The organism is Mycetohabitans rhizoxinica HKI 454 (genome assembly GCF_000198775.1).
Taxonomy (GTDB): Bacteria; Pseudomonadota; Gammaproteobacteria; order Burkholderiales; family Burkholderiaceae; genus Mycetohabitans; species Mycetohabitans rhizoxinica.
In genome coordinates, this window is the sequence record NC_014722.1 from 908,272 (window position 1) to 931,497 (window position 23,226).

Genomic DNA, 23,226 nt, shown 5'->3' on the forward strand with positions numbered 1-23,226 from the left:
CTCATTTAGAATCTGCGCGAGCGGCACGGGCCGTCTGGTCGGGCCGCCCGTGCTGGCGCTCCGACGCCGCCGTGAACCGAGGCGTGCGCCGGTGTCAAGGAATGCCAATGAACCAGATGAATCCCGCTTTTGTGATGCCTGATGTGCAGAGCACGCCAGATACCCGGCAGATCCCAATCCAACGGGTCGGCATCAGAGCGGTCCGCCATCCGCTGACGGTGAGGACTGCGCAAGGCGATGCGCAACCGACGGTGGGATCCTGGAATCTCAACGTGCTCCTTCCCGCCGAGCAGAAGGGCACGCACATGTCGCGCTTCATCGCGCTGCTGGACCAAGCGCAGACGCCGCTGGACATCGCTCATTTCCGCGCCATGCTGGCGACCATGCTCGAGAAGCTCGAAGCCACGGCGGGTCGCATCGAAGTCACATTTCCCTATTTCATCCGGAAAACGGCGCCTGTATCCGGCGTGCAAAGCCTGCTTGACTATGAAGTGACGCTTAGCGCCGACGCATGCGACGGTACTACACGCCTGTTTACCAAGGTATTGGTGCCGGTGACTAGCCTGTGCCCGTGTTCGAAAAAGATCTCTCAATACGGCGCGCACAATCAGCGTTCACATGTGACGATCTCCGCCGAATTAGTCGACGACGTGCCGGTTGAAGACCTGGTGCGGATGGCCGAGGAAGAGGCATCGTGTGAGTTGTGGGGGCTGTTGAAGCGTCCCGACGAGAAGTTTGTCACTGAGCGGGCGTACGATAACCCGAAGTTCGTCGAGGACTTGGTGCGCGATGTCGCGCAGCGGCTCAATGCCGATCCGCGGATCGTCGCCTATGTGCTCGAAGCCGAGAATTTTGAATCGATCCATAATCACAGTGCGTACGCGCTAATCGAGCACGACAAGCGGTGCTCGGACTAGCCCGCTTGCCCGACATTGGTGCCGGGCGGTCCCGGGTACGGGGTGCGTCGCGTCGTTGGCGCGCATGCGCCACGAATGCGTCGCACATCGCTGGACGAAGGTTCACGCGTCTACGGCGGACACTGCACCGGTCGTTATTAAAGGTGATTCAAGGTTATGCCGGTGGCTGCCGCGGTGTGACACCGGCGGTGGCCGAGTTCAGTTGCTACGCTGATTGTTGTCCCGGGTCGTTGATGGCACTCAAATCCCAGCGCGGCTTGACAGTGAACGCATACAACGTATTGGCTGCCGCGGGATTGCGTTGCAGGCGTAGTGCTCCCGCGAGCGCAATCATCGCGCCGTTATCGGTGCATAGTGCAAGGTCGGGATAGTACACATCGAAGCCGCGCTTGGCGGCAGCGGCACACAGCGCTTCGCGCAACTGGCGGTTCGCGCCAACCCCGCCGGCCACGACGAGCCGCTTCATGCCTGTGCGCTTGAGGGCGGCAACTGCCTTCGCGACCAGTACTTCGACCGCGGCATCAACAAAGCCGCGTGCCAAATCGGCTTTTGCCTGCTCGCAAACGTTCGAGCCGATTCGGCTCAGGTGCGTGAGAACCGCTGTCTTCAATCCACTGAAGCTGAAGTCCAGGTCGCCCGAATGCAGCATTGGGCGGGGCAATTCGACGGCGCCAGGCGTGCCGAACTCGGCCAGCCGCGAAACTTCCGGTCCCCCAGGGTAGTTCAGTCCGAGCAATTTTGCGGTCTTGTCGAACGCTTCACCCGCTGCATCGTCCAGTGTTTCGCCGAGCGTCTGGTAGTCGCCGACCTCGGCCACCCGCATCAGCTGCGTATGGCCGCCGGAGACCAGCAGCGCCACGAATGGAAACGGCGGTGGCGTTTGCGCGAGTAACGGCGACAGCAAGTGCCCCTCGAGATGGTGAATGCCGATGACCGGCTTGCTAAGCGCCAGCCCTAACGCATTCGCGATGCTGGCTCCAACGAGCAGCGCCCCGGCGAGCCCCGGCCCCTGCGTAAATGCAATCGCATCGATTGAGGTGCGCGCCACCTCGGCCTGCTGCAACACCTGCTCGAGCAGCGGCAGCGCGCGCCGGATATGGTCACGTGATGCGAGTTCTGGCACCACGCCGCCATAGTCGCGGTGCATGGCGATTTGCGAATGCAGTGCGTGTGCTAGCAGCCCGCGCCGGCTGTCGTACAGCGCGAGCCCGGTTTCATCACATGAGCTTTCGATACCGAGGACGAGCATGAGAATCGGACAAAAGGGTGATCGAGCCGGATGCGGCCCCATTTGCGCCACTGGCTTGCCAGATGGCCGGCACGGCGCGCGACGCCCGCAACGCAATCAATTAGTATAGCAGTGCGACCACCGACGTGGCTGGCAAGCCGGTAGAATGCGCGCCATGGAACACTTCGATATCGCCGTGATTGGCGCCGGCGCCGCCGGCATGATGTGTGCGGCTGTGGCCGGCCAGCTTGGGCGGCGTGTCGTGCTGATCGACCACGCACCGCGCGTTGCCGAGAAAATCCGGATTTCCGGCGGCGGGCGGTGCAATTTCACAAACCTGCAGGCGGACTGGACCCGCTACTTGTCCGAGAACCCGTCGTTTTGCCGCTCCGCGCTCGCCCGCTATACACCGCAGGATTTTCTGGCACTGTTGCGCACCCATCGTGTTCGGTGGCATGAAAAGCACAAGGGGCAACTTTTTTGCGACGATTCAAGCGAGACGATTATTGATGTGCTCAAGCGCGAATGCAGCACCGGCGGCGTCACGTGGCGCCATCCATTGCCGGTTGCGGACGTGGCCGTCGATACGATGGGGTTCGTGTTGAGCACGCATGCCAGCGCGCTGCACGCGCGGGCGCTCGTGGTGGCAACGGGTGGGCTGTCGATCCCGAAGATTGGGGCGAGCGACTTCGCGTACAGGCTCGCCAAACGCTTTGGTCATAAGCTTGTCGAGCCGCGTCCGGCGCTGGTGCCACTGACCTTCGCCGCCGCACACTGGGCGCCGTATGCGGCGCTGGCCGGAATATCGATGACGGCACGCGTATCAACAGGCGGCGACAAGCGGCGTGCCGAGTTCGTCGAGGACTTGCTGTTTACGCATCGCGGACTGTCTGGCCCCGGTATTTTGCAGATCTCCAGCTATTGGAACCCGGGGCATGCTGTGTCGATCGACCTATTGCCGTCGTTTGAGGTGGCCACTGCACTGCTTGACGCAAAAGCCGCGTCGCGTCGGCAATTGGCAAACCAGCTCGCTGAATGGATGCCGGCGCGGCTGGCACAGTGCTGGGCGATCCAGCACCGCCTCCCGCCTCAGGCGCGGCTGGCCGATATTGCCGACAAGGCGCTGCATCGACTGGCCAGCGGGCTCCAGCAATGGACGTTGACGCCGGATGGCACCGAAGGCTTTCGCAAGGCCGAGGTCACGCGCGGTGGCGTCGATACCCGTGAACTATCGTCGACCACGATGATGAGCAAGCGGATGCCGGGCCTGTACTTCATTGGCGAGGCGGTGGACGTGACCGGATGGCTGGGTGGGTACAATTTCCAGTGGGCGTGGTCATCCGGTGTCGCGGCGGGTCGGGCTGCCTCCGCCGCTGTTGTGCAACGTTAGCCGAGCGCTGAAGTTCGGCATTGCGTGCACGCACATCTGCTATACTTTCACACCTTTGGTGTGTGTTGGTGGGATGCGTCCCTTTTTCATACCTTAACTGGACATGACGACGATTCGCGTTAAAGAGAACGAGCCTTTTGAAGTTGCGATGCGCCGCTTCAAACGCACGATCGAAAAGAACGGGTTGTTGACCGAGTTGCGTGCGCGCGAGTTTTACGAGAAGCCGACCGCGGAGCGCAAGCGGAAAAAGGCAGCGGCGGTCAAGCGCCATTTTAAGCGTTTGCGCAGCCAGATGCTGCCGAAAAAGCTTTACTGATCCAGTATCGCGCCGACGCGGCAGTCGAGTTGGCGCGGTCACCCCGCAAACCTGCACCGCGTGTGCGTGCAGGGATGCTGCTGTGGCAGGCGCTGATGGGACCGCGTTGCTGCGCAGACCCGCTTGTGGATTGTGTCCCAAGCGGGTTTTTGTGTTAAACGTCGGTTACCGTATGTCACAATTCCATAGGCAAATCTGGGCCGTTGACGGCAATACGCATGAGCTTGAAAGATCGTATCAATGATGACATGAAGGCCGCGATGCGCGCCCGTGACAGCGAGCGGCTCGCGACCATCCGCTTGTTGCTGGCTGCGCTCAAGCAGCGTGAGGTGGACGAGCGCACGACGCTGGACGACACGGCGATCGTGACAGTCGTCGATAAGCTGATCAAGCAGCGCAAGGATTCGATTTCGCAGTTTCAGTCCGCCGGCCGTGAGGATTTGGTCGCGAAGGAATCGGCGGAGCTTGTGGTGCTGCAGCAGTACATGCCTGCCCAGCTGTCCGACGCCGACGTCGCCGCGCAGGTTCAGGGCGCGATTGCGCAAACGGGCGCGGCCGGTCCCCAGGACATGGGCAAGGTCATGGCGCTGCTCAAGGGCAGGCTCGCGGGCCGTGCCGACATGACGGCGGTTTCCGCACAAGTGAAGGCGGCCTTGTCGGCGAAGTAGCCTTGCCGGGGCGACCGTGATTCCGCATTCATTCCTGCAAGACCTGCTAAACCGCGTCGATATCGTCGACGTGGTGGGGCGGTACGTGCAGTTGAAAAAGGGCGGGGCAAACTTCAGTGGGCTGTGCCCGTTCCATAACGAAAAGAGTCCCTCGTTCACCGTCAGTCCGACCAAGCAGTTCTACCATTGCTTCGGCTGTGGCGCGCATGGCACCGCGATCGGTTTCCTGATGGAGCATGCCGGCTTGACGTTTCCCGAGGCTGTCGGTGAGCTGGCGCAGTCCGTTGGACTCACCGTTCCACACGAACCCGCGCCGGGTGCCTATGGCGGTGGAAGCCCGCCCGGACCGGGAAGCGGCACTGATCCGCCGCCTGCTAATGCCGGCACGGCGCGCGCGCTCGTTGACGTCATGCAGGTCGCGGCCGATTATTATCGCAAGCAGTTGCGGGGCGCGCCGGACGCAATCCAGTACCTGAAGAGACGGGGCTTAACCGGCGAGATTGCGCTGCGCTTCGGATTGGGTTATGCGCCGGATGGCTGGCAAAACCTCGAGTCGGCATTCGCGGACTATCGCGACGACGCGTTGCTCGAAGCAGGTCTGGTGATTGTCAGTGACAAGGCGTCAAGCAACGGCGAAGCGCGCCGCTACGACCGCTTTCGCCAACGCATCATGTTCCCGATCCGCAACGTGCGCGGACAGGTGATCGGCTTCGGCGCACGTGTGCTCGATGACGGCGGCGAGCCGAAGTATTTGAATTCGCCGGAAACGCCGCTATTTAACAAGGGAACTGAGTTGTACGGCCTGTTCGAGGCACGTCTTGCGATCCGCGAGAAGGGCTTCGTGCTGGTTGTGGAGGGTTACATGGACGTCGTTGCACTGGCGCAGTTGGGTTTTCCAAATGCGGTGGCGACGCTGGGCACCGCGTGCACGCCGGTGCATGTCCAAAAACTGATGCGGCAGACCGACACGGTGATCTTCAGCTTCGACGGTGACGTGGCGGGGCGGCGCGCCGCGCGGCGCGCGCTGGACGCATGCTTGCCGCATGCGGCGGACAATCGCACCATCCGTTTCCTGTTTCTGCCCGCGGAGCACGATCCGGACAGCTATATCCGCGAGCATGGCATGCAGGCATTTGCAGACCAGATCGGGCGGGCAATGCCGCTGTCGCAGTTCCTGCTCAACGAGGTGCTGGCGGACAAGGAGATCGACCAGCCGGAAGGGCGGGCCAAGGCGTTGTATGACGCCAAGCCACTGCTGCAAGCACTGCCGCCCAACGCGCTGAGGGCTCAAATTCTGCACATGCTAGCGGATCGGCTGGCGACGCCCGTTGAAGAAGTGGCGCAATTCTGCGAAATTGGCTCGCGTACCGCGCCCGCGGTGCGTGGTGCGCCGGCACGTGCCGATCGTCGTCGCGTTACCGGCCACGAGCATCGGGCACTACGCAATGTGATCATGTATCCGCGCATCGTCGCGATGCTCGATGTGCAGGATTGCGACACGCTAGCCACGCTTGCCCGGCAGGGAGCCTTGTTTGCCGAGACGATCGCGCACGCGCGGCAACTGGGGGACGCGGCCGAATATCGGCTATTGAAGGATCTGCTGCTTAATTCTCCGAATGCGCCGACGTATGAGGAAATCTTCCGGGAAATTCTGGTCTATGATGAAAACGTACGCGATTTGCTGCATGCGTCGCCGGACGACGACAGCGCGCAGCGGCGCGATGAGCAGGAACGGATCGCAGCTGACGAAGTCAGGGCGGTGGTCGCGAAGATGCGTTACGACGCTTGCTGCGAACGACTTGAAATTCTGTCTCGGCAGCCAAAATTGGAAGGAGAGCAGGCCAGGGAGTTCGCCGAGTTGTCGCAGCGGCGTGCCGAACTGAAGCGTCGGGCCATGGCGTTGGCGCTTACCGGAGGAGCTTGACCGCTGTGCTATAATTGAAGGTTTTCAGCGGGGTTGTTCCGGGCGTCGAGCTAGGGTGGAATCGCCATAGCAAAGACCGTAGGGTGGAAAAGAGGCTGGATCGGCTCGAAAGCGCAGGCCAGTGGCGGTAGACGACTCGGTCCGCGGCGAAACCGGCCCATTCCCACTGCGGCGTGTCGGCGAACATCGCGCGATCTACCCAGCGGGAAGCGACGAAGCGATCCTCCGCGACGGCGAAGTCCGCCGAGCAGGCCCGCGATGCGCGCGGCCGAGGCGTTCCCGAAGCGGGCAAGTCGGAAGGTCGTGGCGACCGGGTAACAGCCGGATTAGCCGCACTGAGAGAGTATCCACGGTTGAAGCGGCGGCCGTCGAAGAGCCGCAAGTCGAGACCAGAGCCGTAATGGCGACATCCATGACGAAAAAGCTGAACGAAGTACCAGTTGACGATGAAGCGGGCCAAATCGATGAGTCGGCCGGCTCGGCTGCGCCGGTAAAGGGTGAGAAGATCAAGGCGCGCGATCGCAGGGCCAAGGAAAAGGCGCTGCTGAAGGAGGCGTTTGCGTCTCACCAGCCGGGTACTGCCGAGGAGCTCGAGGAGCGCCGCTCGAAACTGCGCGCGCTGATCAAGCTGGGCAAGGAGCGCGGCTTCCTAACGTATGCTGAAATCAACGATCACCTACCGGACAATTTCGCGGAAACCGAGGCGATCGAGAGCATCATCAGCACGTTCAACGACATGGGCGTGGCGGTCTATGAACAGGCACCCGATGCGGAAACGCTGCTGCTCAACGACAACGCGCCGTCGGTGTCATCCGACGATGAAGTCGAAGAGGAGGCCGAGGTCGCGTTGTCGACGGTGGACTCTGAATTCGGCCGCACGACCGACCCGGTGCGCATGTACATGCGTGAGATGGGCACCGTCGAGCTGTTGACACGAGAAGGCGAGATCGAGATCGCCAAGCGTATCGAAGACGGCCTGAAGCACATGGTTCAGGCGATCTCGGCGTGCCCGACGACAATTGCGGACATCCTTGCGATGGCCGAGCGGGTCGCCAACGATGAAATCCGCGTGGACGAACTGGTCGATGGCCTGATCGATCCGAACGCGGAGGATGCGGACGGTTTTAGCGCGTCGGATGCGGACGAGATTGAGTCGGAAGCTGACGACGCTGACGAAGGTGACGAGGAAGAGGAAGAAGAGGACGAAGGTGCGGGAGCGGCCGCGGCCAGCGCCGCGCAGCTCGAGGCGCTGAAGCGTGCGTCGCTGGAGCGCTTTGCGCTGATCGGTGAGTGGTTCGACAAAATGCGTCGCGCGTACGAGAAGGAGGGCTATAAGTCCAAGTCGTATCTGAAGGCGCAAGAGGCGATCCAGGCTGAGTTGATGTCGATTCGCTTTACTGCCCGCACGGTTGAGCGGCTGTGCGACACGTTGCGCGCGCAGGTTGACGAGGTGCGTCAAGTGGAGCGCCAGATCTTGCATATTGTCGTCGACAAGTGCGGGATGCCACGTGCGGAATTCATTGCGCGCTTCCCGAGCAACGAGACCAACCTAGACTGGGCCGAGCAGATTGTCGCCGAGGGGCATCCGTACAGCGCGGTGCTCGAGCGCAATATCCCGGCGATCCGCGAACAGCAGCAGCGTCTGATCGACTTACAGGCGCGTGTCGTGCTGCCGCTGAAGGACTTGAAGGAAACCAACCGTCAGATGGCGGCTGGCGAACTCAAGGCGCGGCAAGCCAAGCGCGAAATGACGGAGGCCAACTTGCGGCTGGTCATTTCAATTGCGAAGAAGTATACGAACCGTGGCTTGCAGTTCCTGGATTTGATCCAGGAAGGCAATATTGGCTTGATGAAAGCGGTTGACAAGTTCGAATATCGACGGGGCTACAAATTCTCCACGTATGCGACGTGGTGGATTCGCCAAGCGATTACGCGGTCGATCGCGGATCAGGCACGCACGATTCGGATTCCGGTCCACATGATCGAGACGATCAATAAGATGAACCGGATCTCACGGCAAATCCTGCAAGAGACGGGGCTTGAGCCGGATCCGGCCACGCTCGCCGAAAAAATGGAGATGCCTGAGGACAAGATCCGCAAGATCATGAAGATCGCGAAGGAACCGATTTCGATGGAAACACCGATCGGCGACGACGACGATTCTCACCTGGGCGATTTCATCGAAGATAACAATACGGTGGCGCCGGCCGACGCGGCATTACACGCGAGTATGCGAGACGTCGTGAAAGACGTGCTGGACTCGTTGACGCCGCGCGAAGCAAAGGTATTGCGGATGCGCTTTGGCATTGAGATGAGCACGGACCATACGCTCGAGGAAGTCGGTAAGCAGTTCGACGTGACGCGTGAGCGAATCCGTCAGATCGAGGCGAAGGCGTTGCGCAAATTGCGTCATCCAAGTCGCTCGGATAAGCTAAAGTCGTTTCTCGAAGGCAACTGAGTTCCATTTTGCGTCATAATTGCTGATCCGGGCCTCTAGCTCATGCTTGGTTAGAGCAGCGGACTCATAATCCGTTGGTGCCGTGTTCGACTCACGGGAGGCCCACCATATTTCATGCGGCTCGCAGCGATGCGAGCCGCTTTGTTTTGTTCCGCCGAACTTTCCCCACGGAAGTATCCGACTGTAAAGTTAGTGGCAAGATCGCAGGAGAAACCTTGTCGTGCAGCAGTGGCGGTTCAGCGAAGAGCCAATCATCGGCGTGTTGAAGGAAGTCGAGGTCGGAATGACAGTGGCAGATGTGTGCCGCAAACACCGCATTTCGGACGGGGTGTTCTACAACGGGCGAAGCCGCTACGGCGGGATGGATGCATCGCAAGCGCGGCGCATGCGGTAGTTGGAGCAGGAGAACCAGCGGCTTAAGCGGCGGGTGGCCGAACAAGTGCTCGATATCCAGGTGCTAAAGGACGTTCTCGGAAAAAAGTGAGCTTGTCCGCGCAGCGCCGGGAAGTCGTGCCGCAGGTTTTTGAACAGTACGACTATTCGCAGCGCCGGGCGTGCGCGCTCGTTGGCCTGAACCGCACATCGAGCTCGACTTCTCGTTGACGGGTGTTCGCGTGGCGCGCGTGCTTGAGCAACTACGTCAACAGGGGCGGCGCCCGACCCTAATTTAGGTTGATAACGGGCCGCAGTTCGTCAGCAAGGCGCTCGACGCATGGGCGCACGAACATGGCGTCAAACTACCGTTCAGCCGTCCGGGTAAGCCGGTAGAAAATGCGCACATCGAGCGCTTCAACGGCCGACTGCGCGAAGCGTATTTGAACCAGCTTGCGTTCATCAGTCTCGACGATGCACACAAGCGAATCGAAGCATGGCGCGCGCACTACAACTTGATGCGCCCGCATAGTGCCTTGGGGCAACTGGCGCCGGACCCATCCGGCAACTGCATCAACCGGAAACCGGCGAGTCCACTCACTTTCGCGCACGGATGGCGTACTCGGCGGGGTCAGTCCGTCAGACTTTCTTCGTCATCTTCTGGGTCCCTTTGCCGGCATTATCGCCGGCTCAGGCTCCGAGCGTTCCACTTATCCGACTGTCCGATTTCTCGCGGCCATCTCTCGCCGGATTTGGCAAACAATTAGTGCTTCACGCAAATTGCAAATCCTTGTAGGTTATCGCCTAGCGACTTGTCATGCACGCCACCAATCCACCATCCCGTCATGTCGCTAGTCGGTTGCGAGACATCCAGTCCGGCAGACATCCAAAAACCCGCAGCGTCACTTGTTCCACCAGTTGGTTGCGCGCCGCATTGGGGCGCCCATACGTTTCCGCCGCCGCTTACAACTTGCCATCCGGCTGGGCATGGGATGATCAGATTGTCGACTCCACATGCATAGTTGGAGACGATTTGATATTGTGGAAGCGGAACGGCCAACTGCCACACACCGGATTGGCAAAAGAGTGGTGTTCCGTTGGCGTTCCTGGCTTGACGACCGTTCTCAAGACATGTAGCGCCTTCTTCCACGACATTTGTCACTTGAATGTCTTGGACCCGTATTGTGCTAGTCTGGTTGCGGGTGACCATGGAGTATCCTTCAGTATCGACATCTCCGACATCGGGCCCAAGCTGACGATGCCATAAGCGAGAACAAAAGCATCAAAATAAGTTTGATTGTTTTGCGCATGGTTAACCTTCACCCCTACAAAGAAGTTTGTTAATTCACAATTCGAATGGGCCCGCAAAAAAATATAGGTTCTTTCAAATACAATTACAAGTGTTGCAGGTGAACTGTGATGGAAACGCGCCGTAAGGAAACAGCGGAGCGCAGCTTCGCCAGTCAATTATGAAAGCACTGTTACGGGTGCATGCGTGTCTGCGGGGCCCGCTCCCATGCGGCCTCTACTAGAAGTTGTGCGATAAGTTGAGGCTATCCCCAAATCAGTGCCGTTCTAAAGTGGAAATTTCCGGCTCTTGAGGCTACCCCCAAATCAGTGCCGTTCTAAAGTGGAAATTTCCGGCTCTTCGGGGTGGGCCGAATCGGCCCGGGGCCTGCACTGGCAGGCGAACTCGGCAGGCGTCATCCACTGCAGTGCAGAGTGGGGACGCGCCTCATTATAGTACTGGCGCCAGGCCTCGATTTTGCGCTTGGCATCCTCGAGCGACAAGAACCAATGCTCGTTTAGGCATTCCTCACGCAAGCGCCCGTTAAACGACTCGTTCTTGGCGTTATCGGTTGGCTTGCCAGGACGAGAGAAGTCAATCTCAACGCCCCTCTCATACGCCCACTTGTCGAGCACCTTGGAGATGAATTCGCTGCCATTGTCTGCCTTGATGAAGCGCGGTAACGGCCGGCTCACAGCAATGCGATCTAGCGCCGCCACAACGTCCTCACCACGTAGCGTGGCGCCTACCTCGATGGCCAAGCATTCGCGCGTATAATTGTCCACAATTGTCAGCGTGCGCAAACGCCGACCATCAAACAGTGCGTCAGCAACAAAGTCCATACTCCAAATCTCGTTGATCGCGGTCACGAGCTGCTTGGGCTGCCGCAGCCGCGCCGCCTTGTTTCGCCGCGGCCTCTTATGCCGCAATGACAGCCCCTGCTCACGATAGAGCCGGTAAACTCTTTTATGATTGTCGCGCCAGCCTTCCCGACGCAGCATCACATGCACCCGGCGATAGCCGTAGTGCACGCGTGTTTGCGTGATCTGCTTGATGCGCAGGGCGATCGCGTTCGAATCTCGTGCGATTGACTGATAGCTGTACACCGAACGCGACAACTTCAGTACCCTGCAGGCCTGGCGCTGGCTCACGCCAAAGCGTTGCATCAAATCCGTCGTGAGTTCACGCAGCCGGGAAGGCTTCAAAGCTTTTTTGATAGCACATCCTGCAACATGGATTTGTCCAGCGACAGCTCCGCCACCAGCCGCTTGAGCTTCGTGTTCTCCTCTTCGAGCTGCTTCAGGCGACGCAGCTCCGACGGGCCCAGGCCCCCATACTTCTGGCGCCAGTTATAGAACGTCGCATCGCTGATGCCCATCTTGCGGCACACCTCAGCTGCCGGCGTGCCCAGCTCTGCCTGTTTCAACGCAAATGTAATCTGTTCTTCAGTGTATCTGCTCTTCTTCACGACATGACCTTCTGCTTGTTAAGGTTGCATCATGCCGGATTTTTTCTACTTTTGAATGGCCCAGTTTTTTGGGGTAGCCTCACTCTTCGGGGTGGGCCGAATCGGCCCGGGGCTTGCACTGGTGGGCGAATTCGGCGGGCGTCATCTACTTCAGTGCAGAGTGGGGACGCGCCTCATTATAGTACTCGCGCCAGGCCTCGATTTTGCGCTTGGTGTCTTCGAGTGACAAGAACCCATGCGCGTTTAGGCATTGCTCACGCAAGCGCCCGTTGAACGACTCGTTCTTCGCGTTATCGGTTGGCTTGCCTGATATTCAAGCCGAACGTCTTGTAGCTTGCCAGGTAAAGTAAGACTATCTTAGCATTGCCAGCTTTGCACTAACTTCTCCAACAGTTTGCATTGCCAGCATACGATGTAGTGACCTCGTTCATCGGCAACAACATCGCTTCGCATTGCGCGCCCTTCACTCCTTACCGAGCTTGACGATGGACTTTGATTTAAACGCTACTTTAAACGACACTCAAGCTGCCGTTTATGCGGTGGACAAGCGCGCCAACCAGCAAGCTCCGTCTACACTGCCCATAGGCATTAAACGTTCCGTAAGCCCCGTATCCGACACACCGGTAAAAAGGCTTGCAGCTTACCCTGCGCTGCCGACCGAAGTCATTTTACAGATTGCTGACCATTTGTCGCTCGACGATATCCCCGCTTTTTCACTGGTAAACAAGCGCACCTATTATTTAATGGAAGAGCGGCGATGGGCTTGGCGCTGTTACCAGCAAGCGGCTCACGTCTCCGATCTCACGTCGCTACAGCAGTTAATCGATGACATCGAGCGTATTCAAGCCGAGCCGGATATAAGGGCCGAGCCTCTCACAGCACTTTGGCAACGATCGCAATCATTGGGGCTATCCAGAGTGCAAAAAGCCAAGGCATTTAAAAAACTGTTTGCGGCGGCCGACCGCCTCCCAAAACAGGGCCTAATTTTACAAAAAAGAATGCTTGCCTCATTGGTTTACATCATGGCTAGCCAGCGGTCCAAAGTATTTAATTTTGCTTATGCAATAGCTGCACAGCGCCAACCCGATCAAGAAAATTTTTGGCCTGAGTTGGCCAATGCGCTTGTCTTTATATGGACGCCGTCCCAGTACTTTGAAAAATATGAAATGGTGCTCTGCCGGCTTCCATACTTGAATATGTCTCAAAAAGCCGAGCTAATCCCTGTATTGGCTAAACGACTGCGATCCGACCATCGGGTTGACCCTGACGGGAGCAAGGCTCTCTCAACCTATGCCGTACTACAGCAACAGACCCTATATTTGCCCCCCTCACAACAAGGCGCATCGGTCGGCGCGCTAGCCGCCGCTATACAGGAGCTGCCCGAAGCAGCCCGTGCAGTGCGGTACACAGAAATGCGACAGCTGGCACTATCGCTTTCGGACGAGCAGCTGGGCGTCGCACTGCGCTATCTTCCAGTCGGGTTGGCTGAGCTACCGCGCGAGCAACACGTGCATGAATTTCAGTTACTGGAGCCGGCGCTGCTGCGCGTGCTGCCGACGCAGCGCGTGCAGGTCGCAATCAGCCTGCTGGGGCGTACCCATAGGCTGGACGATGCGCTCTCAAAGCACGTGTGGCAACGCGCATTGAGGCTGCTTGACGGCAGCAGTACAGCGGAACTGCTAAGGGTATTTAGCGAGACGAGCTATGTGTTGAGAACTTCAAAAGGGCAAGACGCAGTCAACGAAATTACGGCTTTTATGGACCGTAACCATTTTACTGGGCAGACACGTACAACGGTACTCGAGCATTTATCGCGGATACGCAACGCTCAAGGAGCGTAGCCGAAACTATTGAATCGCCTCGGCTTTTAAAAAGGCCAGTTGGTTTAAGTCGAGGTCGTTTCAGGGGGCTGGCTGGCGAGTTTGCGCCAGTAGTTTGCCTCAGTCTCAGCCGAAGGAATGTGCCCGATGGACCCAAGCAGTCGGATGTGATTGAACCAGTGCACCCACTGCAGGGAGGCTGACCTGCCCGGCGATTTTCGGCCCAGTTGAAACTTGAGAGTGCTTTATCGGGCTGTGCCGGACCCCGAAGAATGAAGCGCACGACTGCTGCAGGCGGATCTAGAAGGAATACGATTACGAGACAGCGGTGGTCGAGGTCGGCCCATTATTTGGTGCAATGAGCCCGTTTGAGAGTTGGACCCGCAACCCTGCGAGCACCCCGAATTGTGATCTGAGGTTTACCCACAAATATGGGTCACTCGTTTTGCCTGAAGATGCGATACATCTTGGTGACTTCGTGCAGGACGAGAAAGCCACGCCACAGAACAGTTGGCCCGGGGGGACGATCATGCTTGCGCGCGAGATAACCGCCGAGCTTGGCGACCCAGCGCACCACTTGCGCCAGCGATGGAGGCTCGTTGGGCAGTTTGGTGGTGCTATGCACGCGGCAATACAGCGCGCGCCACTCGATAGGCTGGAACAAGACTTCGCACGACAAGTGGCCATCCAGTCGGGCCAGCAACGTTGCATACAAGATACGCCAACTGATCACGGCAAACAGCGCGGTCGCCCGTACGAATCGATCCAAATTGCCGAATTGGCGTGCCTCGACGCGACAGCCGCTTTTGAGCACGCGATGCCACGATTCGATCGTCCAACGACGCGCGTACCACGCCAGGCGCTCCAGCGCTTCTTCATGAGTATGGGTGGGCACCGACGTCAGTAACATCCATTCAAGCGGCTCGAGCCCTTCGGGCACCGCTGCTTCCAGGACATGGATCACAAAGACTTCAACATCCGATACGCCTTTGCAGCGCCGGTAGCGCGGCGGGCGCAAGCGCACCTGAGCGCATCGCAGCCTCAGGCGTGCAGTGCGCGCTATCGTGCGGCCCGAGCCCGGGATCTGCAATTCGGTTTGGCCCACCAACGGCGCTGTGGCCATCGCTTCCCACAAATACTTCTCGGGATGATCCACGCTGCGATTCCAACTCGCGCGAACCAGCCAATCAACGCCAGCGGGGCGTTCGGCGACAAATACATCATAGACATCGCCCTCGCGATCGCATACACCAACGATATGCGTTTGAGGGCAATGCTCTTTGAGCGCCGACAGATGTTCAAAGCCCTCGAGCCACTTAACGCTTTCCTTATCGCCAATGGTGCGCTGCTTACGCGACAGCCCTTTGCCAAGTTCTTCGGGTGGGCGAATCCAAGTCTTCATGCCCAGCACACCGAGCGGCAAGCCCTGTGGTGTCACGGCCAGCACGCTATGCATCATGAAGCCGCGCAGATTATGTCCGCTGCCATAGCCCAGGCCTTCCGTTGCCGGCAGATGACTGAGGTTGAATTCAGTCGTGTCTTGCACGGCCAATACAATTGGCACCTGCCGCATGCGGCCCAGTGTTTGGCCAATATGCGGATTGAGCACGCCGTCGGTGTCGACCTTCGGATTGTCAAAAAAGCGGTACCCGGCTTTGAGTTCGGCGACATCCAGGCACTGCGGAAACGAGCTTTGTGGAGCGTGCGAGAGCCGTTGCGCGAGTGCGATCAGACGCCGCCTCAGGCGAGCGTCGCCCAACTGCGCGGCGCCAAACTCATCACTGGCCCAGTCATCATCGTTCGCGTCAGACAATGTCGCTCTTCACCCAAAGAAAATTGTCCAAGAGAAAAGTTAACATCGGGCGCGCCAGCTTACAAGCCGCGCCACGCCGAGATGTGGGTAAAGATCAGAATTGTGATCGAGGGCACGTGGCCCTGCCGGAGCACGCTTACCAGAATCCGATAACGAGAGTTGTCGCCGCTGCCATTCTTTCTCTTGCAGGTACTTTATTCGCGCTGTGCAGGGCTGGACATACATAAGGACATCATCATTGCCTGCATCCGTTGTGTGTCTGCGCCAGAGCACCATGAAGTGCATAGCTTTTGCACTACCACAAAGGGATGACTTGCGCTGTCGCACTGGTTGGCCGTCCATGGCTGTTCCCACGTGGCCATGGAAGCCACCGGCGTTTACTGGAAACCCGTGTGGCACGTTCTCGAAGGCTGCTTCGAACTCGTGCTGGGCAACGCTGCGCATATCCGGAATGTGCCTGGCCGCAAAACCGATGTCAATGACGCGACGTGGATCGCAGAGCTGCTCGCACACGGGCTGATTCGCTCCAGCTTCGTGCCGCCGGCTGCGATTCAGGCGTTACGTGATCTGACACGCACACGCAAACAGCTGACGCGTGAGATCGCCCAGCATTGTCTGCGTATCCAGAAGGTGCTTGAGGATGCCAATCTCAAACTGGGTAGCGTCCTGACTGACGTACTTGGCGGCAGCGGGCGCGCGATCCTGAAAGTCATCATTTAGGGTGAAGACGATCCGGTGCTGCTCGCGGCATTGGCGCAAGGACACGCGCTCAAGAAGACGAATAAACTACGTGAGGCATTGCGCGGGCGCATCACTTCCCATCACCGTACGATGCTCGCGCTGCATTTGCAGCTCATCGAGGCTCTTGAGCACGCGCTGACTGGTCTGGATGCAGCAGTGGGACTTGCTCTGCCGCCAATCCGGCAGCACGAAGAACCATTCCTGACGTCGGTGACCTGACTGCGCGGGTCCTGGTGGCCGAGATTGGGATCGACATGACGCGCTTTGCTGATTCCGCTCACCTCATATCGTGGGCCGGACTGTGTCCGCGCAATGATGAGAGCGCTGGTAAGCGCCGCAGTACGCGCGTGCGCAAGAGCGGCACCTGGCTCAAGACGGCACTCGTGACGGCTGCATGAGCCGCAGTACGTACGAAGAACAGCTACCTGTTCGTCCAGTTCACCCGCATCAAGGCGCGGCGCGGTTCAAAGAAAGCAATCCTCGCAGTGGCTGCGTGGCTAACGTCTGGCTGCAAGTGACCATTATTGCATTGCTTTCCGCGTTGGGAGGTGGATGCTATTTTCATAACGGCGGAGAAATATTGGGTTGAACGGTGGCGAACATAGGTGGAGCCTCATGCCGTGGGACCAGTTGTGCGACGACAGCGCCGTAGCAGCGAATATCTGGGGTGAGGTAGCCGGCGCGGTGCCGCTGGAGTAGTTTGTTGCGCCACCACGTTGAATGGGGTGGCAAGGACTGGCGAGGCGTGGGCGTATTGGTCATGCTAGGGGTTAGGTGACAAAACGTGTTGGCAAAAAAATATCTGCGGGGCCCTTGCGGTGGACGCGTCATTGGCCTATGATTCGACCCCTCGCTGCATSCAGTGAGGCCGCTGAAGGGGCAAACGCAGCGGGCGGGGCAGACAACGGGGTGTGAGGCGGCCAGCATCGCACCGGGGTGGTAAAAAAGTTGTTGACGCTTCGCAAGATTGTGGTCATAATCTCGTTTCTCTGCTGCTGATGCAGCGACGCGACGCAGGGGCTGAAGCCGGGCAGGCTGAGGCGCGGTGGGCGCGATGCTCTTTAACAAGTAACAGCCGATAAGTGTGGGTACTTGATGGTGAGGCGAGCTGGAGTCGGGGGTCAAAGCCGGGCTGTGGCAAAGCGAAGGAATAATCAAGTCTCATACGAAATGAAGGTAGGTTTTGAGAGATCGAAACTTGTCAACGTTTTGAGTTGAGCGACAGGGTCCTTTGGGGCCCGAACAAGTAACAGGTTTGAACTGAAGAGTTTGATCCTGGCTCAGATTGAACGCTGGCGGCATGCCTTACACATGCAAGTCGGACGGCAGCGCGGGTTTCGGCCTGGCGGCGAGTGGCGAACGGGTGAGTAAGACATCGGAACGTGTCCTGGAGTGGGGGATAGCCCGGCGAAAGCCGGATTAATACCGCATACGCTCTGAGGAGGAAAGCGGGGGACCTTAGGGCCTCGCGCTCAAGGGGCGGCCGATGGCAGATTAGCTAGTTGGTAGGGTAAAGGCCTACCAAGGCGACGATCTGTAGCTGGTCTGAGAGGACGACCAGCCACACTGGGACTGAGACACGGCCCAGACTCCTACGGGAGGCAGCAGTGGGGAATTTTGGACAATGGGGGCAACCCTGATCCAGCAATGCCGCGTGTGTGAAGAAGGCCTTCGGGTTGTAAAGCACTTTTGTCCGGAAAGAAAACGGCCTGGTTAATACCTGGGCTGGATGACGGTACCGGAAGAATAAGCACCGGCTAACTACGTGCCAGCAGCCGCGGTAATACGTAGGGTGCGAGCGTTAATCGGAATTACTGGGCGTAAAGCGTGCGCAGGCGGTTTGCTAAGACCGATGTGAAATCCCCGGGCTTAACCTGGGAACTGCATTGGTGACTGGCAGGCTAGAGTATGGCAGAGGGAGGTAGAATTCCACGTGTAGCAGTGAAATGCGTAGAGATGTGGAGGAATACCGATGGCGAAGGCAGCCTCCTGGGCCAATACTGACGCTCATGCACGAAAGCGTGGGGAGCAAACAGGATTAGATACCCTGGTAGTCCACGCCCTAAACGATGTCAACTAGTTGTTGGGGATTCATTTCCTTAGTAACGTAGCTAACGCGTGAAGTTGACCGCCTGGGGAGTACGGTCGCAAGATTAAAACTCAAAGGAATTGACGGGGACCCGCACAAGCGGTGGATGATGTGGATTAATTCGATGCAACGCGAAAAACCTTACCTACCCTTGACATGGTCGGAACCCTGCTGAGAGGTGGGGGTGCTCGAAAGAGAACCGGCGCACAGGTGCTGCATGGCTGTCGTCAGCTCGTGTCGTGAGATGTTGGGTTAAGTCCCGCAACGAGCGCAACCCTTGTCCTTAGTTGCTACGCAAGAGCACTCTAGGGAGACTGCCGGTGACAAACCGGAGGAAGGTGGGGATGACGTCAAGTCCTCATGGCCCTTATGGGTAGGGCTTCACACGTCATACAATGGTCGGAACAGAGGGTTGCCAACCCGCGAGGGGGAGCTAATCCCAAAAAACCGATCGTAGTCCGGATTGCAGTCTGCAACTCGACTGCATGAAGCTGGAATCGCTAGTAATCGCGGATCAGCATGTCGCGGTGAATACGTTCCCGGGTCTTGTACACACCGCCCGTCACACCATGGGAGTGGGTTTTACCAGAAGTGGCTAGTCTAACCGCAAGGAGGACGGTCACCACGGTAGGATTCATGACTGGGGTGAAGTCGTAACAAGGTAGCCGTATCGGAAGGTGCGGCTGGATCACCTCCTTTCTGGAGCGAAAGCGCCTCCAATTCAAGTACTCACGCTTATCGGCTGTGAAAGTCACAGGGACAGACGAAGGGTCTGTAGCTCAGTCGGTTAGAGCACCGTCTTGATAAGGCGGGGGTCGTTGGTTCGAATCCAACCAGAMCCCACCACGCGAGTCTGGTGTGCGCTGAGCGCTGCGCGTGGCGCAGGCCCGAACCCAACACGGGGGCATAGCTCAGCTGGGAGAGCACCTGCTTTGCAAGCAGGGGGTCGTCGGTTCGATCCCGTCTGCCTCCACCACTGCTCAATCGCGAGCGCTCCAGTAGCGCGAGCGCTGGCGATTGACCCGTGGGTCAAGCAGTGCAGTATGGCTGTGACGTTCTTTAACAATCTGGAAGAAGAAGCAGTAATGTCTATTGGAGGCGTCTTGAGATGGGCGCATCCGATAGACGGGTAGTGATTGTAAGTATTGTTTTGAGTGATCTGAGAAGACGCTTGGAAGATACGGCACAACGCGAAAACTCAGCCTATAGCGGGTGCGTTGCGAGACGGACTTGTTATAGGGTCAAGCGAACAAGTGCATGTGGTGGATGCCTTGGCGATCACAGGCGAAGAAGGACGCGGTAGCCTGCGAAAAGCTGCGGGGAGCTGGCAAACGAGCTTTGATCCGCAGATGTCCGAATGGGGCAACCCGGCCCGTATGGGTCATCGGTGACTGAATCCATAGGTCACGCGAAGCGAACGCGGCGAACTGAAACATCTAAGTAGCCGCAGGAAGAGAAATCAACCGAGATTCCCAAAGTAGTGGCGAGCGAAATGGGATGAGCCTGTACAATTTAGCATCGCGGCTAGCCGAACGCTCTGGAAAGGGCGGCCGTAGCAGGTGATAGCCCTGTAGGCGAAAGCCGTGGTGTGGAACTAGGGGTACGACAAGTAGGGCGGGACACGTGAAATCCTGTCTGAAGATGGGGGGACCATCCTCCAAGGCTAAATACTCGTGATCGACCGATAGTGAACCAGTACCGTGAGGGAAAGGCGAAAAGAACCCCGGGAGGGGAGTGAAATAGATCCTGAAACCGCATGCATACAAACAGTCGGAGCCTCGCAAGGGGTGACGGCGTACCTTTTGTATAATGGGTCAGCGACTTACGTTCAGTAGCAAGCTTAACCGGATAGGGCAGGCGTAGCGAAAGCGAGTCCGAATAGGGCGATCAGTTGCTGGGCGTAGACCCGAAACCAAGTGATCTATCCATGGCCAGGTTGAAGGTGCGGTAACACGTACTGGAGGACCGAACCCACTAACGTTGAAAAGTTAGGGGATGAGCTGTGGATAGGGGTGAAAGGCTAAACAAACTTGGAAATAGCTGGTTCTCTCCGAAAACTATTTAGGTAGTGCCTCGTGTGTCACCTTCGGGGGTAGAGCACTGTCATGGTTGAGGGGTCCATTGCGGATTACCTCGCCATAGCAAACTCCGAATACCGAAGAGTGCAATCACGGGAGACAGACGCCGGGTGCTAACGTCCGACGTCAAGAGGGAAACAACCCAGACCGCCAGCTAAGGTCCCTAAAATTGGCTAAGTGGGAAACGAAGTGGGAAGGCTAAAACAGTCAGGAGGTTGGCTTAGAAGCAGCCACCCTTTAAAGAAAGCGTAATAGCTCACTGATCGAGTCGTCCTGCGCGGAAGATGTAACGGGGCTAAGCCAGTTACCGAAGCTGCGGATGCGCGCGTTAAGTGCGCATGGTAGGAGAGCGTTCCGTAAGCCTGTGAAGGTGCATTGAGAAGTGTGCTGGAGGTATCGGAAGTGCGAATGCTGACATGAGTAGCGATAAAGGGGGTGAAAGGCCCCCTCGCCGTAAGCCCAAGGTTTCCTACGCAACGTTCATCGGCGTAGGGTGAGTCGGCCCCTAAGGCGAGGCAGAAATGCGTAGCTGATGGGAAGCAGGTTAATATTCCTGCACCGTCGTTAGATGCGATGGGGGGACGGATCGCGGAAGGTTGTCCGGGTGTCGGAAATCCCGGTCCCTGCATTGGAGAAGGCGCTTTGGCAAATCCGGGCGCGCAATTCAAGGGTGTGGGGCGAGCGGCCTAGTGCTGCGAAGCAATCGGAAGGGGTCCCAAGAAAAGCCTCTAAGCTTCAGTCTAACGAGACCGTACCGCAAACCGACACAGGTGGGCGAGATGAGTATTCTAAGGCGCTTGAGAGAACTCGGGAGAAGGAACTCGGCAAATTGGTACCGTAACTTCGGGATAAGGTACGCCCTGTTAGCTTGACTGGCCTGCGCCAGGAGGGTGAAGGGGTTGCAATGAACTGGTGGCTGCGACTGTTTAATAAAAACACAGCACTCTGCAAACACGAAAGTGGACGTATAGGGTGTGACGCCTGCCCGGTGCCGGAAGATTAAATGATGGGGTGCAAGCTCTTGATTGAAGTCCCGGTAAACGGCGGCCGTAACTATAACGGTCCTAAGGTAGCGAAATTCCTTGTCGGGTAAGTTCCGACCTGCACGAATGGCGTAACGATGGCCACACTGTCTCCTCCCGAGGACTCAGCGAAGTTGAAGTGTTTGTGATGATGCAATCTACCCGCGGCTAGACGGAAAGACCCCATGAACCTTTACTGTAGCTTTGCATTGGACTTTGAACCGATCTGTGTAGGATAGGTGGGAGGCTTTGAAGCGCGAACGCTAGTTTGCGTGGAGCCGTCCTTGAAATACCACCCTGGTTTGTTTGAGGTTCTAACCTAGTGCCCTGAATCGGGCTCGGGGACCGTGCATGGTAGGCAGTTTGACTGGGGCGGTCTCCTCCCAAAGCGTAACGGAGGAGTACGAAGGTACGCTAGGTACGGTCGGAAATCGTGCTGATAGTGCAATGGCATAAGCGTGCTTAACTGCGAGACCGACAAGTCGAGCAGGTGCGAAAGCAGGTCATAGTGATCCGGTGGTTCTGTATGGAAGGGCCATCGCTCAACGGATAAAAGGTACTCTGGGGATAACAGGCTGATACCGCCCAAGAGTTCATATCGACGGCGGTGTTTGGCACCTCGATGTCGGCTTCATCTCATCCTGGGGCTGTAGCCGGTCCCAAGGGTATGGCTGTTCGCCATTTAAAAGAGGTACGTGAGCTGGGTTTTAAAACGTCGTGAGACAGTTTGGTCCCTATCTGCCGTGGGCGTTGGAAGTTTGAGGGGGCCTGCTCCTAGTACGAGAGGACCGGAGTGGACGAACCTCTGGTGTACCGGTTGTCACGCCAGTGGCATCGCCGGGTAGCTATGTTCGGAAGAGATAACCGCTGAAAGCATCTAAGCGGGAAACTCGCCTCAAGATGAGACTTCCCCGGGGACTCGATCCCCTTGAAGGGTCGTTCAAGACCAGGACGTTGATAGGTCGGGTGTGGAAGCGCAGTAATGCGTTAAGCTAACCGATACTAATTGCCCGTAAGGCTTGATCCTATAACTGGTCCGTTTTACCGTTGTGCCACCCCCCACTCCTACCCATTGCTTCCTATTCCAGATTGGCTGGCGCGCCCCGTGCGCGACAGCACCCCCTTTTGCCTGATGACCATAGCGAGTCGGTCCCACCCCTGCCCATCCCGAACAGGACCGTGAAACGACTCCACGCCGATGATAGTGCGGATTGCCCGTGTGAAAGTAGGTAATCGTCAGGCTCCCCCTTTCCCCTCCCACGCCCGCTTCGACCCGAAGCGGGCGTGATGCTTTGGGGCGCCCCCCTTGTGCCTTGCCCTCAGCACGTCGGCTCCCCGTGCTCACGGTCAGCCCCCGGCAATGTCCCTTTGAACCTCACCCCTGGCGGCCAATCGCCGTCAACCCGGCATGAGGCTGTTTGACCGGCACGCGCTCGAGCGCAACCACGCCTGGGCAAGCTTGACCCAATAGGTTGCGCCCACCCCCAACAATGCGTCATTAAAGTCGTAGCTGGCGTTATGCAACTCGCAGGGGCCTAAGCCGTGCCCCGTGGCCCGATGCGCGCCACTGCCATTGCCGAGAAACGCATAGCAGCCTGGCTTGGCTTGCAGCATGAACGACATGAGATGACGCA

At 58.2% G+C, this 23,226-nt stretch carries 10 protein-coding genes, 3 tRNA genes, 3 rRNA genes and 6 pseudogenes; 15 read left to right on the forward strand and 7 right to left on the reverse strand.

Annotation, left to right across the window (positions count from 1 at the left end; genetic code table 11):
* Positions 1-107 precede the first annotated feature (107 nt).
* Complete coding sequence (gene folE2 / locus RBRH_RS04165; protein ID WP_041753243.1) at positions 108-917, forward strand: GTP cyclohydrolase FolE2; 810 nt, start codon at positions 108-110, stop codon at positions 915-917.
* Positions 918-1,122: 205 nt separating this feature from the next.
* Here the strand turns inward: folE2 and tsaD are convergent, their stop codons facing one another.
* Positions 1,123-2,166 carry a tRNA (adenosine(37)-N6)-threonylcarbamoyltransferase complex transferase subunit TsaD gene (tsaD, locus tag RBRH_RS04170; protein WP_041753244.1) on the reverse strand — a complete coding sequence of 348 codons (1,044 nt, stop codon included), beginning with the start codon at positions 2,164-2,166 and terminating at the stop codon, positions 1,123-1,125.
* 139 nt (positions 2,167-2,305) lie between these two features.
* On the opposite strand from tsaD, the pseudogene RBRH_RS04175 reads away from it, so the two are divergent.
* The 7 genes and pseudogenes from RBRH_RS04175 to RBRH_RS17030 form a co-directional block, all read left to right on the forward strand.
* Positions 2,306-3,535: pseudogene (locus RBRH_RS04175) on the forward strand (BaiN/RdsA family NAD(P)/FAD-dependent oxidoreductase); the annotation flags it as partial.
* Positions 3,536-3,638: 103 nt separating this feature from the next.
* Entirely contained in the window at positions 3,639-3,851 is a 213-nt protein-coding gene (gene rpsU / locus RBRH_RS04180) for a 30S ribosomal protein S21 (RefSeq protein WP_013434742.1), read from the forward strand.
* A 218-nt stretch (positions 3,852-4,069) separates the two neighbouring features.
* Entirely contained in the window at positions 4,070-4,519 is a 450-nt protein-coding gene (locus tag RBRH_RS04185) for a GatB/YqeY domain-containing protein (protein WP_041753246.1), read from the forward strand.
* Positions 4,520-4,535: 16 nt separating this feature from the next.
* Positions 4,536-6,443: a DNA primase gene (gene dnaG / locus RBRH_RS04190; protein ID WP_013434744.1), complete on the forward strand. Its 1,908-nt coding sequence runs from the start codon at positions 4,536-4,538 to the stop codon at positions 6,441-6,443.
* Between the two features lie 412 nt (positions 6,444-6,855).
* Positions 6,856-8,901, forward strand: coding sequence for an RNA polymerase sigma factor RpoD (gene rpoD, locus RBRH_RS04195; RefSeq protein ID WP_041753247.1), 2,046 nt, complete (start codon positions 6,856-6,858; stop codon positions 8,899-8,901).
* Positions 8,902-8,930: 29 nt separating this feature from the next.
* A tRNA-Ile gene (locus tag RBRH_RS04200) sits at positions 8,931-9,009 on the forward strand.
* A 112-nt stretch (positions 9,010-9,121) separates the two neighbouring features.
* A pseudogene (locus RBRH_RS17030) lies at positions 9,122-9,830 on the forward strand (integrase core domain-containing protein); the annotation flags it as partial.
* A gap of 206 nt (positions 9,831-10,036) precedes the next feature.
* On the opposite strand, the gene RBRH_RS18655 reads toward RBRH_RS17030, so the two are convergent.
* From RBRH_RS18655 to RBRH_RS17035, 3 genes and pseudogenes are all read right to left on the reverse strand, one after another.
* On the reverse strand, positions 10,037-10,483 hold the full coding sequence (locus RBRH_RS18655) for a hypothetical protein (protein ID WP_013434750.1): 447 nt from the start codon (positions 10,481-10,483) through the stop codon (positions 10,037-10,039).
* 404 nt (positions 10,484-10,887) lie between these two features.
* A protein-coding gene (locus RBRH_RS04215; protein ID WP_157864307.1) for an IS3 family transposase occupies positions 10,888-12,029 on the reverse strand; the annotation gives its coding sequence in 2 pieces (ribosomal slippage) (positions 10,888-11,777 and positions 11,777-12,029; 1,143 coding nt in all).
* Positions 12,030-12,108: 79 nt separating this feature from the next.
* A pseudogene (locus tag RBRH_RS17035) lies at positions 12,109-12,336 on the reverse strand (integrase core domain-containing protein); the annotation flags it as partial.
* Between the two features lie 178 nt (positions 12,337-12,514).
* Here RBRH_RS17035 and RBRH_RS04225 point away from each other — a divergent pair.
* A complete protein-coding gene (locus RBRH_RS04225) occupies positions 12,515-13,870 on the forward strand; it encodes an F-box protein (protein ID WP_041753249.1) in 1,356 nt (451 codons plus the stop codon).
* Positions 13,871-13,914: 44 nt separating this feature from the next.
* Here RBRH_RS04225 and RBRH_RS18660 read toward each other — a convergent pair.
* Positions 13,915-14,049 (reverse strand): annotated as a pseudogene (locus RBRH_RS18660) (IS3 family transposase); the annotation flags it as partial.
* Positions 14,050-14,285: 236 nt separating this feature from the next.
* On the reverse strand, positions 14,286-15,662 hold the full coding sequence (locus RBRH_RS04230) for an IS4 family transposase (RefSeq protein ID WP_013434753.1): 1,377 nt from the start codon (positions 15,660-15,662) through the stop codon (positions 14,286-14,288).
* 183 nt (positions 15,663-15,845) lie between these two features.
* Between RBRH_RS04230 and RBRH_RS17040 the strand changes: the two are divergent.
* The 6 genes and pseudogenes from RBRH_RS17040 to rrf all read left to right on the forward strand — a co-directional run.
* A pseudogene (locus RBRH_RS17040) lies at positions 15,846-16,897 on the forward strand (IS110 family RNA-guided transposase); the annotation flags it as partial.
* Between the two features lie 763 nt (positions 16,898-17,660).
* Positions 17,661-19,191, forward strand: a 16S ribosomal RNA gene (locus tag RBRH_RS04240).
* Positions 19,192-19,260: 69 nt separating this feature from the next.
* A tRNA-Ile gene (locus RBRH_RS04245) sits at positions 19,261-19,338 on the forward strand.
* A 54-nt stretch (positions 19,339-19,392) separates the two neighbouring features.
* Positions 19,393-19,468 (forward strand) — tRNA-Ala (locus RBRH_RS04250).
* 263 nt (positions 19,469-19,731) lie between these two features.
* A 23S ribosomal RNA gene (locus tag RBRH_RS04255) occupies positions 19,732-22,619 on the forward strand.
* Positions 22,620-22,720: 101 nt separating this feature from the next.
* Positions 22,721-22,834: ribosomal RNA gene (gene rrf, locus RBRH_RS04260) — 5S ribosomal RNA — on the forward strand.
* The 16S, 23S and 5S rRNA genes sit together here with 2 tRNA genes alongside, the layout of an rRNA operon.
* 156 nt (positions 22,835-22,990) lie before the next feature.
* Here the strand turns inward: rrf and RBRH_RS04265 are convergent.
* Positions 22,991-23,212, reverse strand: a pseudogene (locus RBRH_RS04265) (amidohydrolase); the annotation flags it as partial.
* Positions 23,213-23,226: the final 14 nt, after the last annotated feature.